This is a genomic window from Arenivirga flava, from assembly GCF_030161575.1.
GTDB classification, from domain to species: domain Bacteria; phylum Actinomycetota; class Actinomycetes; order Actinomycetales; family Microbacteriaceae; genus Arenivirga; species Arenivirga flava.
The window spans coordinates 18,902-37,565 of sequence record NZ_BSUL01000001.1; the positions used below are offsets into that span (position 1 = coordinate 18,902).

The 18,664-nt window shown below is 72.8% G+C and carries 18 protein-coding genes, 1 tRNA gene and 1 pseudogene; 13 read left to right on the forward strand and 7 right to left on the reverse strand.

All coding sequences use genetic code 11. From position 1 onward, the window contains the following. Nucleotides 1–418: 418 nt before the first annotated feature. From QQK26_RS00090 to QQK26_RS00100, 3 genes are read left to right on the forward strand one after another with little or no spacing between them, the layout of a single operon-like run. Nucleotides 419–1,171 (forward strand): ABC transporter ATP-binding protein, encoded by a 753-nt coding sequence (locus QQK26_RS00090; RefSeq protein ID WP_431308021.1) that lies wholly within the window; start codon nucleotides 419–421, stop codon nucleotides 1,169–1,171. Further along, the gene (locus tag QQK26_RS00095; RefSeq protein ID WP_284228811.1) at nucleotides 1,147–2,721 is read left to right on the forward strand and encodes a hypothetical protein; all 1,575 of its coding nucleotides are present in this window, start codon (nucleotides 1,147–1,149) and stop codon (nucleotides 2,719–2,721) included. Before QQK26_RS00090 ends, QQK26_RS00095 begins: the two co-directional genes overlap by 25 nt. Nucleotides 2,722–2,780: 59 nt before the next feature. After that, nucleotides 2,781–3,044 (forward strand): DUF3039 domain-containing protein, encoded by a 264-nt coding sequence (locus QQK26_RS00100; RefSeq protein ID WP_284228813.1) that lies wholly within the window; start codon nucleotides 2,781–2,783, stop codon nucleotides 3,042–3,044. 241 nt (nucleotides 3,045–3,285) lie between these two features. Here the strand turns inward: QQK26_RS00100 and QQK26_RS00105 are convergent, their stop codons facing one another. After that, complete coding sequence (locus QQK26_RS00105; RefSeq protein ID WP_284228814.1) at nucleotides 3,286–4,761, reverse strand: nicotinate phosphoribosyltransferase; 1,476 nt, start codon at nucleotides 4,759–4,761, stop codon at nucleotides 3,286–3,288. Nucleotides 4,762–4,842: 81 nt separating this feature from the next. Between QQK26_RS00105 and murI the strand changes: the two genes are divergently transcribed. From murI to rdgB, 3 genes are read left to right on the forward strand one after another with little or no spacing between them, the layout of a single operon-like run. Then, nucleotides 4,843–5,673 carry a glutamate racemase gene (gene murI, locus QQK26_RS00110; protein ID WP_284228815.1) on the forward strand — a complete coding sequence of 277 codons (831 nt, stop codon included), beginning with the start codon at nucleotides 4,843–4,845 and terminating at the stop codon, nucleotides 5,671–5,673. 45 nt (nucleotides 5,674–5,718) lie between these two features. Next, on the forward strand, nucleotides 5,719–6,450 hold the full coding sequence (rph, locus tag QQK26_RS00115) for a ribonuclease PH (protein ID WP_284228816.1): 732 nt from the start codon (nucleotides 5,719–5,721) through the stop codon (nucleotides 6,448–6,450). Then, nucleotides 6,447–7,037: an RdgB/HAM1 family non-canonical purine NTP pyrophosphatase gene (gene rdgB, locus QQK26_RS00120; protein ID WP_284228817.1), complete on the forward strand. Its 591-nt coding sequence runs from the start codon at nucleotides 6,447–6,449 to the stop codon at nucleotides 7,035–7,037. The genes rph and rdgB overlap by 4 nt, the downstream gene beginning before the upstream one ends. 60 nt (nucleotides 7,038–7,097) lie before the next feature. Here the strand turns inward: rdgB and QQK26_RS00125 are convergent, their stop codons facing one another. Beyond that, a complete protein-coding gene (locus QQK26_RS00125) occupies nucleotides 7,098–7,700 on the reverse strand; it encodes a response regulator transcription factor (protein WP_284228818.1) in 603 nt (200 codons plus the stop codon). Then, the gene (locus tag QQK26_RS00130; protein WP_284228819.1) at nucleotides 7,697–8,845 is read right to left on the reverse strand and encodes a sensor histidine kinase; all 1,149 of its coding nucleotides are present in this window, start codon (nucleotides 8,843–8,845) and stop codon (nucleotides 7,697–7,699) included. The genes QQK26_RS00125 and QQK26_RS00130 overlap by 4 nt, the downstream gene beginning before the upstream one ends. Nucleotides 8,846–8,978: 133 nt before the next feature. Between QQK26_RS00130 and QQK26_RS00135 the strand changes: the two genes are divergently transcribed. The 7 genes and pseudogenes from QQK26_RS00135 to QQK26_RS00165 all read left to right on the forward strand — a co-directional run bounded on the left by QQK26_RS00135 (nucleotide 8,979) and on the right by QQK26_RS00165 (nucleotide 15,164). Beyond that, nucleotides 8,979–9,875, forward strand: a complete 897-nt coding sequence (locus QQK26_RS00135) for an ABC transporter ATP-binding protein (RefSeq protein ID WP_284228820.1) — start codon at nucleotides 8,979–8,981, stop codon at nucleotides 9,873–9,875. A gap of 28 nt (nucleotides 9,876–9,903) precedes the next feature. Next, entirely contained in the window at nucleotides 9,904–10,629 is a 726-nt protein-coding gene (locus QQK26_RS00140) for an ABC transporter permease (protein ID WP_284228821.1), read from the forward strand. 199 nt (nucleotides 10,630–10,828) lie between these two features. After that, on the forward strand, nucleotides 10,829–11,755 hold the full coding sequence (locus QQK26_RS00145) for a metal ABC transporter substrate-binding protein (RefSeq protein WP_284228822.1): 927 nt from the start codon (nucleotides 10,829–10,831) through the stop codon (nucleotides 11,753–11,755). A 41-nt stretch (nucleotides 11,756–11,796) separates the two neighbouring features. Beyond that, nucleotides 11,797–12,240, forward strand: a pseudogene (locus QQK26_RS16095) (metal ABC transporter ATP-binding protein); the annotation flags it as partial. 292 nt (nucleotides 12,241–12,532) lie between these two features. After that, on the forward strand, nucleotides 12,533–13,459 hold the full coding sequence (locus tag QQK26_RS00155; RefSeq protein WP_284228824.1) for a metal ABC transporter permease: 927 nt from the start codon (nucleotides 12,533–12,535) through the stop codon (nucleotides 13,457–13,459). Beyond that, nucleotides 13,456–14,127 carry a metal-dependent transcriptional regulator gene (locus QQK26_RS00160; RefSeq protein ID WP_284234348.1) on the forward strand — a complete coding sequence of 224 codons (672 nt, stop codon included), beginning with the start codon at nucleotides 13,456–13,458 and terminating at the stop codon, nucleotides 14,125–14,127. Before QQK26_RS00155 ends, QQK26_RS00160 begins: the two co-directional genes overlap by 4 nt. Nucleotides 14,128–14,252: 125 nt before the next feature. Further along, complete coding sequence (locus tag QQK26_RS00165; RefSeq protein ID WP_284228826.1) at nucleotides 14,253–15,164, forward strand: cation diffusion facilitator family transporter; 912 nt, start codon at nucleotides 14,253–14,255, stop codon at nucleotides 15,162–15,164. Between the two features lie 151 nt (nucleotides 15,165–15,315). Here the strand turns inward: QQK26_RS00165 and QQK26_RS00170 are convergent, their stop codons facing one another. The 4 genes from QQK26_RS00170 to QQK26_RS00185 all read right to left on the reverse strand — a co-directional run bounded on the left by QQK26_RS00170 (nucleotide 15,316) and on the right by QQK26_RS00185 (nucleotide 18,659). Beyond that, the gene (locus QQK26_RS00170) at nucleotides 15,316–16,242 is read right to left on the reverse strand and encodes a hypothetical protein (RefSeq protein WP_284228833.1); all 927 of its coding nucleotides are present in this window, start codon (nucleotides 16,240–16,242) and stop codon (nucleotides 15,316–15,318) included. A gap of 498 nt (nucleotides 16,243–16,740) precedes the next feature. After that, nucleotides 16,741–17,637 carry a DedA family protein gene (locus QQK26_RS00175; protein WP_284228835.1) on the reverse strand — a complete coding sequence of 299 codons (897 nt, stop codon included), beginning with the start codon at nucleotides 17,635–17,637 and terminating at the stop codon, nucleotides 16,741–16,743. 32 nt (nucleotides 17,638–17,669) lie between these two features. Then, nucleotides 17,670–17,751, reverse strand: a tRNA-Leu gene (locus tag QQK26_RS00180). After that, entirely contained in the window at nucleotides 17,715–18,659 is a 945-nt protein-coding gene (locus tag QQK26_RS00185; RefSeq protein ID WP_348519969.1) for an endo alpha-1,4 polygalactosaminidase, read from the reverse strand. The genes QQK26_RS00180 and QQK26_RS00185 overlap by 37 nt, the downstream gene beginning before the upstream one ends. Nucleotides 18,660–18,664: the final 5 nt, after the last annotated feature.

Below are 18,664 nucleotides of genomic sequence, written 5' to 3' on the forward strand. Positions count from 1 at the left end.
ACCGGTTGCGGAGACCTCCGGCAGCGACCCCGAACCCTCCTCGGAGGAGTCGGCTCCCGCGAAGCCCGCGCGGGCGCCGCGCAAGCCCGTCGCGCGCAAGCCGACGACGAAGCCGGCCGGGGCGGCCGCGACGGACGCGCCGGTCGATGAGACCGAGCTGCCGGGAGCCGCTGCGGCCGCGACGAAGCCCTCGACCGCCGCGCGCAAGCCCGCCGCGGCGAAGGCGACGGCCGGGACGACCGGTGCCAAGCGACCCGCCGCGCGCAAGACGGCTGCCGCGAAGACGACCGCGGGAGCGAAGACGCCTGCGGAGACGCCTGCAGCCGCGAAGAAGCCCGCCGCCGCGAAGAAGCCCGCCGCACGCAAGCCCGCTGCCCGCAAGCAGCCCGCGCCGCCGCCGGCGCCGCCGAAGCCCGTGGTGCTGCAGGTCAGCGGTCTCGAGAAGCGATTCGGCCAGAAGGTCGCCGTCGCCGGGATCGACCTCGAGGTGCGCGAGGGCTCCATCTACGGCGTGGTCGGCCCCAACGGCGCAGGCAAGACGACGACGCTCTCGATGGCCACGGGACTGCTCCGTCCTGATGCGGGCGCCGTGACCGTCCACGGCGCCGACGTCTGGGGCGACCCCGAGAAGGCCAAGCGCAACATGGGCGTGCTGCCCGACCGGCTGCGGCTCTTCGACCGCCTCACCGGTGCGCAGCTGCTGCACTACTCCGGCGTGCTGCGCGGGCTCGACGTCGCCGAGGTGCGCCGGCGCAGCGCCGACCTCGTCGCAGCCTTCGGCCTCGAGGAGGCGACGGGCCGGCTCGTCACCGACTACTCCGCCGGCATGACCAAGAAGATCGCCCTGGCGTGCGCGATGATCCACTCGCCGCGCCTGCTCGTCCTCGACGAGCCCTTCGAGTCGGTCGACCCGGTCTCGGCGGCGAACGTCACCGAGATCCTGCAGCGGTACGTGGCCAGCGGCGGCACGGTGGTGCTGTCGAGCCACAGCATGGACCTCATCCAGCGCGTCTGCGACACGGTCGCGGTGGTCGTCGACGGCCACATCCTGGCCTCCGGGCCGGTCGACGAGGTGCGCGCGGGCGCGACCCTCGAGGAGCGCTTCGTCGAACTGGCGGGCGGACGCAAGGCAGCGGAGGGCATGGAGTGGTTGCACACCTTCTCCGACTGAGGCTCAGCCTCTTCGCGAACAACTTCAAGCGGTCCCCGTGGCAGGTCGTCGGCCTGGTCGTCGGCCTGCTCTACGGCGGCATCATGGCGGTCGTGCTGCTCGGCGGTCTCATCGCGCTGCGCTTCGCGCCGCTCGACATCGCCCGGCCCGCGGTGGTGCTCGGCGGTGCGCTCGTGCTGATCGGCGCGCTCGTCGTGCCGCTGCTGATGGGCAGCGACGACGACCTCGATCCGCGTCGCTTCGCGCTCTTCGGCATCCCGCTCGACCGGCTGGTGCGCGGGCTGTTCCTCGCCGGGCTGGTCGCGATCCCGTCCGTCGTGCTGGCGCTGGCCGGGATCGCGCAGATCGTCACCTGGAGCCGCGATCCGCTCGCCCTGGCGCTCGCCATCCCGGTCGCGGCGCTCGTGCCGCTCGCCTGGGTGCTGGGTGCGCGGCTCACGACGAGCATCGCCTCGCTCTTCCTCTCCACCCGCCGCGCCCGCGAGTGGACCGGCATCATCGCACTGCTGCTCGTCCTGATGGTCTCGCCCGTGTTCGTGCTGCTCGGCCAGGTCGACTGGTCGGAGGACGGCGCGGATGTGGTGAGCCTGCTCGCATCCATCGCCGGGTGGACGCCGTTCGGCGCGGTCTGGGCGGCTCCCGCCGACGCTGCCGCGGGACTCGTCGGGCCGGCGCTGCTGAAGCTGCTGATCGGCCTCGCGTACGTGGCGCTGCTCTGGTTCGGCTGGCGCGCGATGGTGGCTCGGATGCTCTCGGCCCCGGACCACGAGGGGGCGGCGAAGGAGTACTCGGGCCTCGGCTGGTTCGATCGCATGCCCGGCACCCCGACCGGGGTCATCGCCGCGCGCAGCTTCGTCTACTGGCTGCGCGACCCGCGCTACCGGGCCTCCCTGCTGGTGCTGCCGATCGTGCCGATCGTGATGATCGTGCCGCTGGCCGTGTCGGGCGTGTCCACGGAGGTGCTCGCGCTCATCCCGGTGCCGATGATCGCGCTGTTCCTCGGCTGGAGCCTGCACGACGATGTCGCCTTCGACAGCACCGCGTTCTGGATGCACGTGGCCTCCAACGTGACCGGTCGCGCCGATCGCTTCGGTCGCCTCGTGCCCGCCCTGACGATCGGCCTGCCGGTCGTGCTCCTCGGTTCGGTCGTGAGCGCTTGGGTGCACGGCGACTGGTCGGTGCTCGGCTCGATCCTGGGCGTGAGCCTGTTCACGCTGCTGTGGGGTCTGGGGCTGTCGAGCGTCATGTCGGCGGCGTTCCCGTACCCGGTGGTGCGCCCCGGCGACAACCCGTTCACGCAGCCGCAGTCCGGCGGCGGACTGACGGCGCTGCTGCAGTCGCTCACGTTCCTCGGCACCCTCGTGGCCGCGGTGCCGGTCATCGTGCTCGCCGCGCTCGGACTGTTCCTCGACCCCGGCTGGCACGTGGCGGCGCTCATCGTCGGCGCGGTGCTCGGCGGCGCGTCCCTCGTCGGCGGCGTGGTCTGGGGAGCGCGCATCTTCGAGCGCCGCGCGCCCGAGCTGCTCGCGTTCACGATCAAGCACGACTGACCTGTCGTTTGCGCCGCCGTCCCCGCCGTGCGCGGGCGCCGAGGCTTATCATCGAGGGCATGAGCAGCAACGAGCCGACCGGCGGTGGCACCGACGTCCTGGACCGCGAGCTCGAGGAGCTCCTGAACCAGGAGGCCATCGAGCCGGGCGACCACGAGCGCTTCTCGCACTACGTGCCGAAGGACAAGATCCTCGAGTCCGCGATGACCGGCAAGCCGGTGCGCGCGCTCTGCGGCAAGAAGTGGACCCCGGGGCGCGACCCGGAGAAGTTCCCGGTCTGCCCGGCCTGCAAGAAGGTCTACGAGAAGATGAAGGCCGAGTAGCACTCGGCCGCACCACGAAGGGCTCCGCCGCGGCGGGGCCCTTCGTCATTCCGGGGCGGCGCATTCGGCCCGGCTTCGGGCGGGCCCGGGAACCAGCCGCGCCCCCGGCCGCGTCCGCGGCACGGGCGCCGCGCATCCGCGCGCCGCGCATCCGCTCGCCCAGCTGGCAAACCGGCACCAGTTCCCAAATGACGGAGATTCGAGCGGATGCACGCCTCATCCAGCCCGGAAGTGCTCGAAATCAAGCCCTAAGGCTTGTTGCCGCCGATCGAGCGCCCGACAGTTCCGTCATTTGGCACAGGGGAGCTGGGGGGCCGGGAAGCTGGGGGCCGGGAAGCTGGGGGCTGGGGGCTGGGGGCTGGGAGCAGAGTGCGGAGGCGGGGAGCAGCTTGGCGGCGAGCAGCGGGGATCGGGGTGCGTCAGTCGATGAGGGTGGGGATGCCGGCCTCGTCGCTGCGGCCGATGCGCAGCGCCTCGCGGGGAGCTCGCCCATCGCGTAGGCGTGGTGGGCGCGGGCCGCCGTGACGCCCGCCGGGCCGGTCCAGCGCTCGTCGACGGCGCCATCGACGACGAGCGGCACGAGCAGCTCGCGGGCGCGCTCGGGCGGCAGCCCCCGGGTGCGCACGATCTCGGCGATGGCGGTGCCCCGCGCATCCGTCTGCCGCCAGGCGCGCTTGCGCCCGCCGACGCTGGCCTTCGAGGCGCTGCGCTTCGCCACGGGCACCCAGGCGCCGTCGTCGTCGACGTGCGCGACCAGCTTGTAGACCATGCCCGCGGTCGGGGCTCCCGAGCCCGTCACGAGCGACGTGCCCACGCCGTAGGAATCGACGGGGGCGGCGCGGAGCGCGCCGATGGTCGCCTCGTCGAGGTCGTTGGTGACGGTGATACGGGTGCCGGTGGCGCCGAGCCCGTCGAGCTGGGCGCGCACCTCGGCGACGAGCGCGGGCAGGTCGCCGCTGTCGAGGCGCACCGCGCCGAGGCCGGTGCCGGCGACGCGCACGGCGGTCTCGACGCCCTGGCGCACGTCGTAGGTGTCGACCAGCAGCGTGGTGCCGGGGCCGAGCGCCTCGACCTGGGCGCGGAACGCCTGCTCCTCGCTGTCGTGCAGCAGCGTGAAGGCGTGCGCCGCGGTGCCCATGGTGGGCACGCCCCAGGCGCGACCGGCCTCGAGGTTGCTGGTCGCCGAGAAGCCGGCGATGTACGCGGCGCGCGATGCGGCCACGGCGGAGACCTCGCCCGTGCGGCGCGAGCCCATCTCGCTGAGCGGGCGGCCGTCGGCGACCGACACCATCCGTGCCGCGGCGGCGGCGACCGCGCTGTCGTGGTTGAGGATGCTGAGGATCACCGTCTCGAGCAGCACCGTCTCGGCGAAGCCGCCCTCGAGCACGAGGATGGGGGAGTTCGGGAAGAAGGGCTCGCCCTCGCGGTAGCCGTGCACCGTGCCGGTGAAGCGGTAGTCGGCGAGCCAGGCGAGGGTCGCCGGCGTGACGACGTTCTCGCGCTCCAGCCAACCGAGCTCCTCGTCGCCGAAGCGGAAGTCGCGGATCGCGTCGAGCATGCGGCCGGTCCCGGCGACGACGCCGTAGCGGCGACCGTTCGGCAGCGAGCGGGCGAACACCTCGAAGACGCTGCGGCGGTGCGCGGTGCCGGCGCGCAGGGCGGCATCGACCATCGTCAGCTCGTAGCGGTCGGTGAGGAAAGCGGTCGTGCCGGTCACCGCGCCAGCCTAGCCATCCGCGCCGGGGGCCCATCCCATCCGGGCGGGACGGCCAGGCGCCCCGCACTAGACTCGACCCCCGTGAACGATGCGCCGATCGGAGTCTTCGACTCGGGAGTGGGCGGCCTGACGGTCGCCCGGGCGATCATCGACCAGCGGCCGAACGAGAGCATCCTCTACGTCGGCGACACCGCGCACTCGCCGTACGGGCCGAAGCCCATCGCCGAGGTGCGCCGCTACGCGCTCGAGGTGCTCGACGACCTCGTCGCCCAGGGCGTGAAGCTGCTCGTCATCGCCTGCAACACCGCCAGCGCCGCCATGCTGCGCGACGCGCGCGAGCGCTACGACGTGCCCGTCGTCGAGGTCATCCAGCCCGCCGTGCGCCGCGCCGTGAAGACCACCCGCAACGGGCGGGTCGGCGTGATCGCGACCGCCGGCACCATCGGCTCGCGCGCCTACGACGACGCCTTCGCCGCCGCCCCGCACCTCGAGCTCTTCTCGAACGCCTGCCCGCGCTTCGTCGAGTTCGTGGAGGCCGGCGTCACGAGCGGGCCCGAGCTGCTCGCCGCCGCCGAGGAGTACCTGGCACCGCTGCGCGCCGCCGACGTCGACACCCTCGTGCTCGGCTGCACGCACTACCCCTACCTCAAGGGCGCGATCTCCTACGTGATGGGTGAGGACGTGACGCTCGTCTCGAGCGACGTCGAGACCGCCAACGATGTGTACCGCGTGCTCGCCGACCGCCGCATCGAGCGCACCGCCTCGACGCCGCCGACCTACCGCTTCCGCGCCACCGGCGAGAGCGAGGACGAGTTCCTGCGCCTCGCGCACCGCTTCCTCGGCCCCGAGGTGAACACGGTGTCGCTGGTGGAGACCGGCGCGATCGCCCTGCCGCGCGACCTGCGCGCCTGACCCGACCCTCCGCATCCGTCCATCCCCTCGAGAAGGAGCACCCCCATGAGCGAGACCCGCGTCGACGGCCGCAGCAACGACCAGCTGCGCCCCATCACGATCGAGCGCGGCTGGAGCGCCCAGGCCGAGGGCAGCGCGCTCATCAGCTTCGGCGGCACGAAGGTGCTGTGCACCGCCAGCTTCACGAACGGCGTGCCGCGCTGGATGGCCGGCAAGGGCAAGGGCTGGGTGACGGCCGAGTACTCGATGCTGCCGCGATCGACGAACGAGCGGATGCAGCGCGAGAGCATCAAGGGCAAGGTCGGCGGCCGCACCCACGAGATCAGCCGGCTCATCGGCCGCAGCCTGCGCGCCGCCGTCGACATGAAGGCGCTCGGCGAGAACACCATCGTCATCGACTGCGACGTGCTGCAGGCGGACGGCGGCACCCGCACCGCCGCGATCACCGGCGCCTTCGTCGCGCTCGTCGACGCCATCGAGTGGGGCCGCGAGAAGAAGTTCATCGGGCAGAAGGCGCAGGCGATCGTCGACAGCATCCAGGCGGTCTCCGTCGGCATCATCGATGGCACGCCGATGCTCGACCTCGCCTACACCGAGGACGTGCGCGCGGAGACCGACATGAACGTCGTCATGACCGGCCGCGGTCTCTTCATCGAGGTGCAGGGCACGGCCGAGGGCGCGCCCTTCGACCGCGAGGAGCTGAACGCGCTGCTCGAGCTCGGCACCGTCGGCAACGCCGAGCTGGCCCGCATCCAGGCCGAGGTGCTCGAGCAGTGAGCACCGTCGTGCTCGCCACGCACAACCAGCACAAGGTGCGCGAGCTGGGCGAGATCCTCGGCCCGCAGCTCGGCGGCATCGAGCTCGTCGCCTACGACGGCCCCGCCCCGGTCGAGGACGGGCTGAGCTTCACGGCGAACGCGTTCATCAAGGCCCGCGCCGCGGCGGCGCACACCGGGCTGCCGGCCCTCGCCGACGACTCGGGCATCTGCGTCGACGTGCTGGGCGGCTCGCCCGGCATCTTCTCGGCGCGCTGGGGCGGCCCGGCGCGCGACGCCGACGCGAACCTGGAACTGCTGCTCTGGCAGCTCGCCGACGTGGCCGACGAGCATCGCGGCGCGCAGTTCGCCTGCGCGGCGGCGCTCGTGCTGCCCGACGGCCGCGAGCACGTGGAGGAGTCGCGCTGGCGCGGGAGCATCCTGCGCGAGCGCACCGGTGCGGGCGGGCACGGCTACGACCCGATCTTCCGCCCCGAGGGCTCCGCGATCTCGGCCGCCGAGATGACCGCCGCCGAGAAGAACGCGGTCTCGCACCGCACGCAGGCGTTCAGCGCCCTGCTGCCGACCCTGCGCGAGCTGCTCGGCTGAGCGCTCCTGCGCGCCGCCCCCTGCGGCGCGTGGCCGGGCGCGGTCGCTCGCCCCGCCGGCTCAGAGCCAGCTGCGCTCGCGGGCGACCCGCGCCGCCTGGTGTCGTGAGCTGGTGCCCGTCTTGCCCATCGCGCTCGAGAGGTAGTTGCGCACGGTGCCGCCCGCGAGGTGCAGGCGCGCGCCGATCTCGCGTACCGAGTAGCCCTCCACGGTGAGCCGCAGCGCGTCGAGCTCGCGCTCGGTGAGCGGGCAGTCGTCCATCATCGCCGCCGCGGAGATCTCGCTGTCGATGTAGCGCTGGCCGCCGTGCACGCGCTCGACGACCTCGGCGAGCTGCGCCGGGTCGATCGACTTCGACACGAAGCCGCGCACGCCCGCGCCGAGGGCCCGCTTGAGCAGGCCCGGCCGCCCGTGCCGGGTGAGCAGCACGATCGCGCGGTCCGGGAACGCCTGCAGGATGCGGGTGGTCGCCTCGATGCCGTCCATTCGCGGCATCTCCATGTCGAGCAGCACGACATCCGGTCGGTGCTCGGCGTCGAGGGCGACCGCATCCGCTCCGTTGTCGGCCTGGGCGACGACCTCGATCTGGCCCTCCAGCTCCAGCAGGGCGCCGATGGCACCGCGCAGCAGGTTCTCGTCGTCGGCGAGCAGCACCCGGATCATGCGCGCACCGCCTCGCGGCTGCCGGCGAGGCTCGCCTCGGTCGTGAAGACGCCCTTGTTCACCGAGGCCTGCAGTGCGCCGCCCGCGTCGCGGAAGCGCTCGCCGAGGCGGGCCAGCCCGCGCAGCTTCGGCTCCGCATCCGCCGCCCCATCGTTGCTGAGCAGGATGCGCCGGTCGCCGAAGCGCACGTCGACCCTGCTGGCCTGCGCGTGCCGCAGGATGTTCGTCGTGCCCTCGCGCACGACGAGGCCGAGCAGCTCCTCGCCCTCCTCGGGCGGTGCGCCGTGCACGGTGAAGCGGATGCCCGCGGCCTCGAACAGCGCCTGCGAGTTCGCGAGCTCGGCGCGCAGCGACACCTCCCGCTGGCCGTAGGCGAGCGAGCGTGTCTCGGCGAGCGTCTCGGCCACCAGCCCCTCGATCTCGGCGAGGTGCTGCCGAGCGGCAGCGGGGTCGCGCTCGAGTAGCCGGTCGGCGAGGCGCGCCTTGAGCCGGATGACGTGCAGGGTGTGGCCCTGGATGTCGTGCAGGTCGGCGGCGAAGCGGAAGCGCTCCTGCATGACGGCCAGGCTCGCGGTGGCCTGGCGCGAGTCCTCGAGCTCGAGGGAGATGTTCCAGGCGTAGCGGTTGAGCCACATCATGAGCACGAACGCGAAGATCGTGCCGACGCCGAGCCCCAAGCCGAAGCCGGGCCCGTTCTCGACCGCGGCGCCCATGGTGGGCGGCCCGTCGAGGTCGACCCCGAGCGCCCGGACGATGACGAGGGGCGCCCAGCCGATCGCGCAGGCGAGCAGCGCCCACCACAGCCGGTGCCGCGGGGCGTACGAGACGAGCATGCCGGCGCCGAGCGCGAAGGGCAGGGCTCCCAGCGGGTTCGTGAGGCAGAGCACCGACACCCACCAGAGCGCATAGCCGGCGGCGGTCATGGTCGGCACGATCCAGCGCGGGCCCTGCTCGGCCCAGTAGAGCGCCAGCACGACCGTGGCGAGCACGCTGAAGGCGAGGCTCGTGAGCAGCAGGCCGGGGTTGTCGAACCAGCCGAGGCCGACGAACATGAGCATGAGGATCGAGCTCAGCAGCGACCACGTGGTGTACCGGTGCATCCGGGTCAGCGGCGACGCCCGCCGCTTCACGCGCTTGGTCCTCATCACGCGTCCACGCTAGCGCGGCCGCACGGCACGGAGCAGAGCGGATGCGCACGCCGCGATGTGACATCCGTCACGCGGATGCGTGCTCGCCGGGCACTACTGCGCCGCCGTCCTCCGGCGTTGGATCGGAGCCATGACGAACTCCACCGTGATCCAGGCCACCGGCCTCCGCGTCTCCTACGGCTCCTTCGAGGCCGTCAGCGGCGTCGACCTCACCGTGCAGCGCGGCGAGATCTACGCGCTGCTCGGCACCAACGGCGCCGGCAAGACCACGACCCTCGAGACGCTCGAGGGCCACCGCGCGCCGAGCGCCGGCACCGTCGAGGTGCTCGGCGGCGACCCCGCCGACCGCAAGCGCATCCGCCCGCGCATGGGCGTGATGCTGCAGGAGACGGGTTTCGCCGGCGAGCTCACCACGATCGAGATGGTCGAGCTGGTGGGCCGGCTCTCGGGGCGCAGCGATGACGCGATGCGCCTGCTGCAGGCCGTCGGACTGGCCGACAAGGCGCGCACCCGCCTCGATCAGCTCTCCGGCGGGCAGAAGCGCCGGGTCGACTTCGTCATGGCCATCTACGGCACCCCCGAGCTGGTCTTCCTCGACGAGCCGACCACCGGCCTCGACCCGAGCGCCCGCGAGGCGCTCTGGCAGGTCGTGGAGGACGTGCGCCGGGCCGGCAGCACGATCGTGCTCACCACCCACTACCTGGAGGAGGCGGAGCGCCACGCCGACCGCATCGGGCTCATGCACGAGGGCCGTCTGCAGCGGGAGGGCTCGCTGCAGGAGCTCGTGGAGGCGCATCCCTCCCGCATCCGCTTCGCGCCCGTCGAAGGGCTGGCGGAGCTGCCGCTCGCGCACCGCCTCGACGACGAGCTCGTGACCATCGAGACCTCCGAGCTGCAGGACGACCTCACCGCCCTGCTCGGCTGGGCCGCCGCCCGGGGCGTGCGACTCGACCGCCTCAGCGCCACCAGCTCGAGCCTGGAGGACGTCTTCCGTCAGCTCGGCACCGCGCAGCCCGCGAACGCCTGACACCCCCGAACCCGACAAGGAGAACCTGATGCTCGCCATCGCCGCCGCCGAGTCCAAGATGCTCGTGCGCAACAAGCTCGTCGCCTTCAGCGCCCTGCTCATGCCGTTCCTGTTCGGCTTCCTCATGATCAACATGAGCGACAACTTCGGCGGCTTCGCCTTCGCCGCCTCGTCCCTGGTCATCAGCGTGGTCGCGACCGCGGTCTACCTGACGTCGACGACGACGCTCTCCGCGCGCCGCCAGAACCTCTTCCTGAAGCGGATGCGCTCCACCGCCGAGAGCGATCTCGGCATCATCACCGGGCTGCTGCTGCCCACCGTCGTGCTCGCCGCGGTGCAGCTCGCGGTGATCCTCACCGGCATGGTGGTGTTCGGCGGCACGACCATCGCGAACCCCGTCGTCGTGATCGCGGCGATCCTGCTCGCGGTCGTCATGTTCGTCGGTCTCGCGCTCGCGACCGCCGGCGTGACGAACTCGCCGGAGCACGCCCAGGTCACCACGCTGCCGGTCTTCTTCATCGCCATCGCGGCCTCCGTGTGGGCGGGCATCGGCTCGCGGATCGAGGAGCCGGGCTCGGTCTTCGGCCTGGTGCGCGCCTTCCTGCCCGGCGGCGGCGTGGCCGAGCTCGTCGGGCTGGGCTGGAGCGGCGCACCGGTGGGCGAGCTCCTGGCCCCGCTCGGCGGAGCGGTGCTCTGGGCGGTCATCGGCCTCGTCGCGGCGCGGCGGATGTTCCGCTGGGAGCCGCGGGTCTGAGCGATCCGGTGCGCCGCCGCCCCGCGGCGCACGCCCGGCGGGAGCGACCGAGCGCGGTCGCTCCTGCCGGGCCGATCGGCACCGGGCCCCGTCTCGGCGGGGCCCTCTGCCATGTCGGCCGCCAGGCCGTCCGTCCGCAGTCCGTGGCCGGGCACGGATCCGGGGCTACTGTCGTGCTGCCGTGGTCTAAGGTTTCGGTATGCCGAAACTTCGATCGTCGACGTCCCTCGCGGCGGTGCTCACCGCTGGTCTGCTGCTGAGCGGATGCGCGAACCCGTTCGCCGACGGGGCACCGCCGACCGCCTCCGACGCCGCCGAGCGCCCGGTGGTGCTGACCACCTTCACGGTGCTCGCCGACCTCGTCGCCGAGATCGGCGGCGATGCCGTCGAGGTGCGCTCCATCACGCGGGTCGGCGCCGAGATCCACGGCTACGAACCGACGCCCTCCGACCTCGTCGCGGCGCAGGACGCGGACCTCATCCTGGACAACGGCCTGGGCCTGGAAGGCTGGTTCGCGCAGTTCACGGACGGCATCGATGCGCCGCACGCGACGCTCAGCGACGGCGTCGAGACCATCGCGATCGGCACCGGCGAGTACGAGGGGCGGGTCAATCCGCACGCCTGGATGTCGCCGAAGGAGGCCGCCGTCTACGTCGACAACGCGGTGGATGCCCTCTCGGCGCTGGTGCCCGCATCCGCTCGCTCCTTCGAGGAGAACGGCGAGGCGTACCAGGCCTCCCTCGCGGAGCTCGAGGCGAGGATCGTCGACGCCGTCGCCACGATCCCGCCGGAGCAGCGGATGCTCGTCACCTGCGAGGGCGCCTTCAGCTACCTCGCGCGCGACGCCGGCCTCGACGAGGCGTACCTCTGGGCGGTGAATCAGGAGCGTCAGGGCACTCCGCAGCAGACCGCCGCGGTCGTCGACACGGTGCGCGAGCGCGGGGTGCGCGCCGTGTTCTGCGAGTCGACCGTCAGCGACGCCGCGCAGCGCCAGGTGGCGCTCGAGACCGGGGCGGTCCTGGCGGGACCGCTGTACGTGGACTCGCTCAGCGAGGGCGCCCCCGTGCCCACACTGCTCGACCTGCTCGAGCACGACATCGACACCATCGTGGCGGCGCTCGCGTGAGCGCCGTGGTGGTCGCCGACCTCACCGTGCACTACGGCGAGGTGCTCGCGTTGAGCGCGGTCGACCTGCGGCTCGAGGAGGGCCGCGTGATCGGGCTGCTCGGCACCAACGGTGCCGGCAAGTCGACGCTCTTCAACTCCGTCATGGGTCTCGTCGCCCCCACCCGCGGGCGTGTCGAAGTGCTGGGCGGCGCCTCGTCCGACGCCCGCCGCCGCGGGCTCGTCGCCTTCGTGCCGCAGAGCGAGCGGATCGACACCGACTTCCCGGTCTCGGTGCGCGACGTCGTGGCGATGGGCCGCTACGGCCGCCTCGGCATCACGCGACGGCTGCGCGCAGCGGACCGCGACGCCGTGGAGTCGGCGATCGCGCGCGTCGGACTCGCGGAGCTGGCCGACCGGCAGATCGGCGAGCTCTCCGGCGGGCAGCGCAAGCGCGCCTTCGTCGCCCGCGGCATCGCGCAGGACGCCCGCCTGCTGCTGCTCGACGAGCCCTTCGCCGGCGTCGACGTCACCTCGCAGGCGCTCATCACACAGCTGCTGCACGAGCTGCGCGACGAGGGCCGCACCGTGCTGATCTCGACCCACGACCTCGCCGGCGTGCCCGCCCTCTGCGACGAGGTGGTGCTGCTGCACCACCGCGTCGTCTTCCACGGCGACCCGGCGTCGGCCATGGCCCCCGAGCGGCTCGCGCACGCCTTCGTGGGGCCGGACGCGCCGGATGCGGCGCACGCCCCGCCCGCCGCCTCCGCGCATCCGCTCGACCGATCGGGGAGCCCGCATGATCGACCTCATCCTCGAGCCGCTGCAGTACTCGTTCATGACACGCGCGCTCCTGGTCAGCCTCGTCGCGGCGGTCACCTGCGCCCTGCTCAGCGTCTGGCTCGTGCAGATCGGCTGGTCGCTCATGGGCGACGCGGTGTCGCACGCCGTGCTGCCCGGGGTGGTCATCGCCTACCTCATCGGCTGGCCGTTCGCGATCGGCGCCTTCGTGTTCGGCGTCGGGGCGGTGGCCCTGATCGGCGGCATCCAGGCGACGACGCGGATCAAGGCGGATGCGGCGATCGGCGTCGTCTTCACCGCGCTCTTCGCGCTCGGCGTGGTGCTCATCAGCCGCACGCCGTCGGGCGTCGATCTGAGCCACATCCTCTTCGGCAACGTGCTCGGCACCAGCGCCGCGGACCTCGTGCAGGTGCTGATCATCGGTGCGGTCACGGCCGCGGTGCTGCTGCTCAAACGCCGCGACCTGACGCTGTTCGCCTTCGATCCCTCGCACGCGCATGCGCTGGGGCTCAGCGTGCGGTGGCTGCGCGCACTGCTCCTGGGCCTGCTGGCGCTCACGGTCGTCACGGCGCTGCAGGCCGTGGGCATCATCCTCGTGGTGGCGATGCTCATCACGCCGGGCGCCACGGTCGTGCTGCTCAGCCGGCGTTTCGACCGCATGCTGCTGCTGGCCGTGCTCATCACGGCGGTGAGCGCCGCCGTCGGCGTCTACGCCAGCTACCACCTCGACGTCGCGACCGGCGGGTCGATCGTGCTCGCGCAGGCCGCGGCGTTCCTGCTCGCGTTCCTGTTCGGTCCGCGCGGCGGGATGCTCGTGCGGTTGCGCGGGCGGCGGCGGGCGCGGGCGGCGACGGCGCCGCCCTCCGGAGCCGGTCCGCTGCCGGCCGGCGGCGCATCCGCTCGTCTCGACGGAGTCGCGCCGTGAAGGCCGTCGCCGGGGCGCCCACCTCGGTCGCCGAGGACTATGTGAAGGTCGTCTACGGGCACACCGAGTGGCAGCCGGCGCCCATCACGACCTCGGGCATCGCGGTGCGACTCGGGCTCGCGGCCTCGAGCGTCACGGAGATGGTCAAGAAGCTCGCCGCGGCCGGCCTGCTCACCCACGTGCCCTACGGCGCCGTCGAGCTCACCGATCGCGGCCGCGAGCTCGCGCTGCGCATGGTGCGCCGGCACCGTCTGATCGAGACGTGGCTCGTCGAGCAGCACGGCTACGGCTGGGACGAGGTGCACGACGAGGCCGAGGTGCTGGAGCACACCGTCAGCGACCGGCTGCTCGACTCGATCGACGAGCAGCTCGGCCGGCCCGTGCGCGATCCGCACGGCGACCCGATCCCCGACGCGGCCGGAGCCCTGCACCGACCGGACGCCGTGCTGCTCGGCGAGGCTCCCGACGGCCACGTCGGGGCGGTCGTGCGCATCAGCGACCGCGACCCCGACCTGCTGCGCTACCTGGAGGCGGAGGGCATCGGGCTCGACACGACCATCTCGGTGCTCGGCAGGCGCCCGTTCGGCGGAGCGCTGGCCGTGCGCGCAGCGGAGGCGGAGCTCGACCTCGGCGAGGAGGTCGCGTCCAGCGTGTGGATCGCGCGCTGACGCGCATCCGATCGCGCAGGTGTCGGCGGTGGGCATCCGCTGTGCGTGAAAGCGCCGATCAGAGCGAGGATCGTTCTCATTCCCGAGATGCCCCACGGGTGACGGATGCGCCCTACGGTGGTCGCATGAGTCACGCGCACGAGCACGGTCAGGGATCGAACCGGCGGCGCCTGCTGCTCGCGATCGCGGTCATCGGCGGGTTCCTGCTCATCGAGGTCATCGGCGCCCTGCTGAGCGGTTCGCTGGCGCTGCTCGCCGACGCCGGCCACATGCTCGGCGACCTCGTCGGGCTCTGCGTCGCGCTCGTCGCGCTGTCGGTCGCCGCTCGGCCGGCCACGGATCGGCAGACCTTCGGCTTCCGCCGCGCCGAGGTGTTCGGCGCCCTGGTGAACGGCGTCATCCTCGCCGCCGTCGCGGTGAGCGTGGGCATCGAGGGCGTGCGCCGGCTCCTGGAGCCGGCTGAGGGCCACGTCGACGGCCCGCTCATGCTCGCGGTCGCCGCGGCGGGCCTGCTGGCGAACGTCGCGGCGCTGCTCGTGCTGCGCGGCGGCCGCGGCGAGTCCATCAACCTGCGCGGTGCCTACCTCGAGGTGCTCGGCGACCTGATCGGCTCCGTCGCGGCGATCCTCGCCGGCGCCGTCATCCTGACGACCGGATGGGCGCCCACCGACGCCATCGCCTCGCTCGCCATCGCGGCCCTCATCCTGCCCCGCGCCATCGCGCTGCTGCGCGAGGTCGTCCACGTGCTCAGCGAGAGCGCTCCGCGCGAGACGAGCGTCGCCGAGATCCGCGAGCACGTGCTCCGCGCCGACGGCGTCGTGGCGGTGCACGACGTGCACGTGTGGGCGATCACCTCGGGGCACCCGGTGTTCACCGCGCACGTCGTGGTCGAGGACTCGGTGCTCGAGTCGGGCGGCACCGATGCGCTGCTCGACCGACTCGCCGGCTGCCTGGCCGAGCACTTCGACGTGGCGCACTCCACGTTCCAGCTCGAGCCGGCCTCGCACGCCCACCACGAGGACGTCGCGCACCGCTGATCGGTGCGCTCCTCGTGGCCCTCGCCGGTGCCGCTCCTCTGCTCCCGGCCGCCGCTCCTCTGCTCCCCGGCAGCTGCTCCTCGTTGCGCAGTGCAGCACGCGAGCGACACGGGAGTATCGAGACTCCTACGTCTTGGTCGGTCGGATACGGCTACTCGATGGCCCGCGGCTGCGCACGCCAGCGCCCCTGGGGGATGCCGGCGCGCAGCATGGCCAGCCTCAGGGGCTCCACGCGCATCACGTCGCTCCAGATCCAGCGGATGAACGCATCACCGGTGGCGGCACGGATCGCGTCTTCGCGGAGCTTCTCATCGATGACCACCTCGGCGGGCGTGCGCCCCTTGCGGAACTCCGCGGCGCGGTACTTCTCCAGACCGTCGAACTCGCCCCGCCGACGCCAGCGGGGCCAGCCGAAGTCCGTCGCGTACGGCGTGCCGATGGCCGGCACCTGCAGCAGCGGCGCCGGGAAGCCGAGCTCGAGCAGCGTGGCTCGACTCGTCGACTCGCCCGCGTTCGCGGCGTGGCCGTCGGCCCAGCTGATGGCGAGCTGCGCACGGCGATGCGCACGGGGCGCAGCGGCATCCAGTTCGGCCGACAACGCCTCGCGCGACCAGCCGCGGCGCAGCGCCTCATCGAGGGGTGCCAGCGCGAAACGGAACGGCGACGTCGCAGCGAGATCCACGAGGGTGCGTCCGATGGGCGTGGCGAGCGCCGCCCCGACCCGCACGACGTCGACGGTTCCGCTGCTGGTATGGCGCAGGACCGCGGCGGTCGAACGCGAGCGGACCGTGCGTCGCTCCACGACCTCGGGGCGCTCCGGCATCGGCCCGATGAGCGGCAGACCGTGCGCGACGGCTGCCGAGCGATGGCTCAGCACCGCCTCCGGCACGGTCGCGACCAGCGCGTGGGTGCGGAGGGCGAACCGCTCCCTGGGGTTCACGAGCTCCCAGTCCCGTCGCGCGATGTAGGCGCCGGGGCGGATGCGCACGAGCGCGCCGCGCTGCTGCGCGCGCTGCAAGCCGCGAGGGTCCGATCCCGGGGAGCGGCCGATGATGATGAGTCGCGGGTCGATCTGCATCCGTCGACGATGCCGGCCGCGTCGCGGCCACGGTGACCGCCCGGGAGACCCGTGCTGGGAGCTCCCGTTGCGCCCGATGTGGAGGGATGGAGCACCGGAGCGTCACGGCGGTATCGGCACCGGTACGGCGCAGTCGTCCGCGTACTGCGCCGACGGCGTGGCATCGCCGGTGGCCCGGCGAGCGCCGTGAGAGGAGCGCACCGCGCACGCGGCTCGCATCCGCTCGGGGTGCCTCAGCGCCCGCGTCATACAGCGCCCGCGTCATACAGCGCCCGCGTCATACAGTGCCCGTGTCATGCAGTGCCCGTGTCATGCAGTGCCCGTGTCGTGCAGCGCCGGTGTCATGCAGTGCCCGTGTCATGCAGTACCGGTGCGACACGGTCGTACGGATGCCGCTACGACTGGGACGTTCGCGTACTCCTTCACGGGGAGGCGCGGCCGTGGTGGCCACAGCGCGTCGGCGCGCTGCCGCGGCATCGCGTCAGCCGAGGTGGCGCGTCAGCCGCGGCGTCGCGGCTCCGGGCCGTGCTCGTCGAGCGAGCCGTGCTCGATCGACGGCGACCTATGCGGCGCACCGGTCGACTCCGACCCGGTGCCGGGCGCAGCGGGCGCACCGATCGCCCCCGACTCGGTGCCGGGACCCCCGGGCGCACCGGTCGGCGCCGACTCGGCGCCGGGCGCCCCGGCATCCTCCTCCTCCTGGCGCTCGCGCCGCTCCTTCAGCCAGTGCACGACCATGCTCGCCACGACGATGACGACCAGCCCGATGAGCACGTACTCGATGTAGTGCGTGACGAGGTCCGCGACTCCGGGGATATGGGCCACGCCCCAGCCGACCATGACGAGCCCGACGCCCCAGACCAGTGCGCCCAGCACGTTGAAGAAGAGGAACTTGCGGTACGGCATCCGGCCGACGCCCGCGGCGACCGGCGCGATGGTGCGGGCAACCGGCACGAAGCGCGCGATCGTGACCGCGAGGCCCCCGTATCGCTCGAAGAAGGCGTTGGTGCGCTCGACGCTGCGGCGCGAGAAGAAGCCGCTCGACTTGCGCTCGAAGATCGCCGGGCCGCTCTTGACGCCGATCAGGTACCCCAGCTGGTCGCCGAGCACCGCTGCGGCGAAGACGGCCAGGCACACCAGCCACACGGGCTGCGGAATCGTGCCCTGGAAGGTGAGCACCCCCGTCACCAGCAGCAGGGTGTCGCCCGGCAGCAGGAAGCCGATGAGCAGCCCGGTCTCGACGAACACGATGGCGCACACGACGAGCAGGCCCCAGGTGCCGGCGCCGGAGATCAGGCCCTCCACGTCGAACAGGCCTGCGGCGAGCGTCTCCACGGGGGTCTCCTGATGCGGGGCCACGAAGCCGCGGCAGGGTGTGCGGGCCTCCTCCGCCATCGCGGCGAGCGGATGCGGGGAGGTTCGATCGGTGCGGAAGGAGGGACTCGAACCCTCACGCCCTGGAGCACAGGAACCTAAATCCTGCGTGTCTGCCGATTCCACCACTCCCGCGGGTGTGCCCAGTGTATCCGCGGGCGCCGTGCAGCCTCGTCCGACCGCGGGATGACGCAGGACGGCGCCCCGGACCAGTCGGGCCGTCGCCCGCCAGCGTCCTCCCGGCCCGCCTCAGCCGCAGAGCTGGAACACGTGCGCCGGGTCGCCGGGCACCGTGAGATCGCGATCGCGCAGCACCACCGAGGCCGGCGTGGCCGGATCGTCGCAGATCTCCTCGAAGGGCGCGGCAGCGCATCCGTGTACTCGATGTCGATGACCGCGTCGCCGTAGACGTCGGTGTAGGCACGGCACTCGTCGAAGGCCGCGCACTCCTCGACGACGGCGAAGTCGAAGCCGGCCTCGTCGTGCATCCGCTCGGTCAGCTCCGCCGCGTTCTTCTGGCCCGCGGCGAGCCCCGCGCCGTGCGCGATGTCGACGAGGGCGGATGCGAGCGCCAGGTTGTCGTCCACGGTCAGCGCGTCGTCCGAGCGCGTGAACGTGTCGAGGTTGTCGAACTCGACCGCGTCGAAGCCGTCCTCGGCGCAGCCCTCGATCCACGGGCCGACGAGGTCGACGATCGCGTCGCGGCCCTCGGCCGTGCTCGTGTCGAGCAGCGCCTCGTCCGGCCAGTCGGGGTCGAAGACGGTCTCGCCGTCCCGCTGCAGCAGCAGCTCGTCGGGCCACTGCTCGAGCTCGCCGGGCTGGGTCTGGAAGCCGTTGACGTAGCAGACCGAGTAGGCGCCCTCCGCGGGTTCCGCGGACCGGTCGCGGCCGACGATACCGACCGCGGGGTCGGGGTCGTAGGCGCCGCCGAGCTGGTAGTCGGGGGCCGCGCCGGCGGGGAAGCCGTCGTCCGGCTGCGCGGCGCATCCGCTCAGCAGCAGGGCCGTGACGGCGACGGCGGCGAGCGGGCGGATGCGGGGCACGGGAT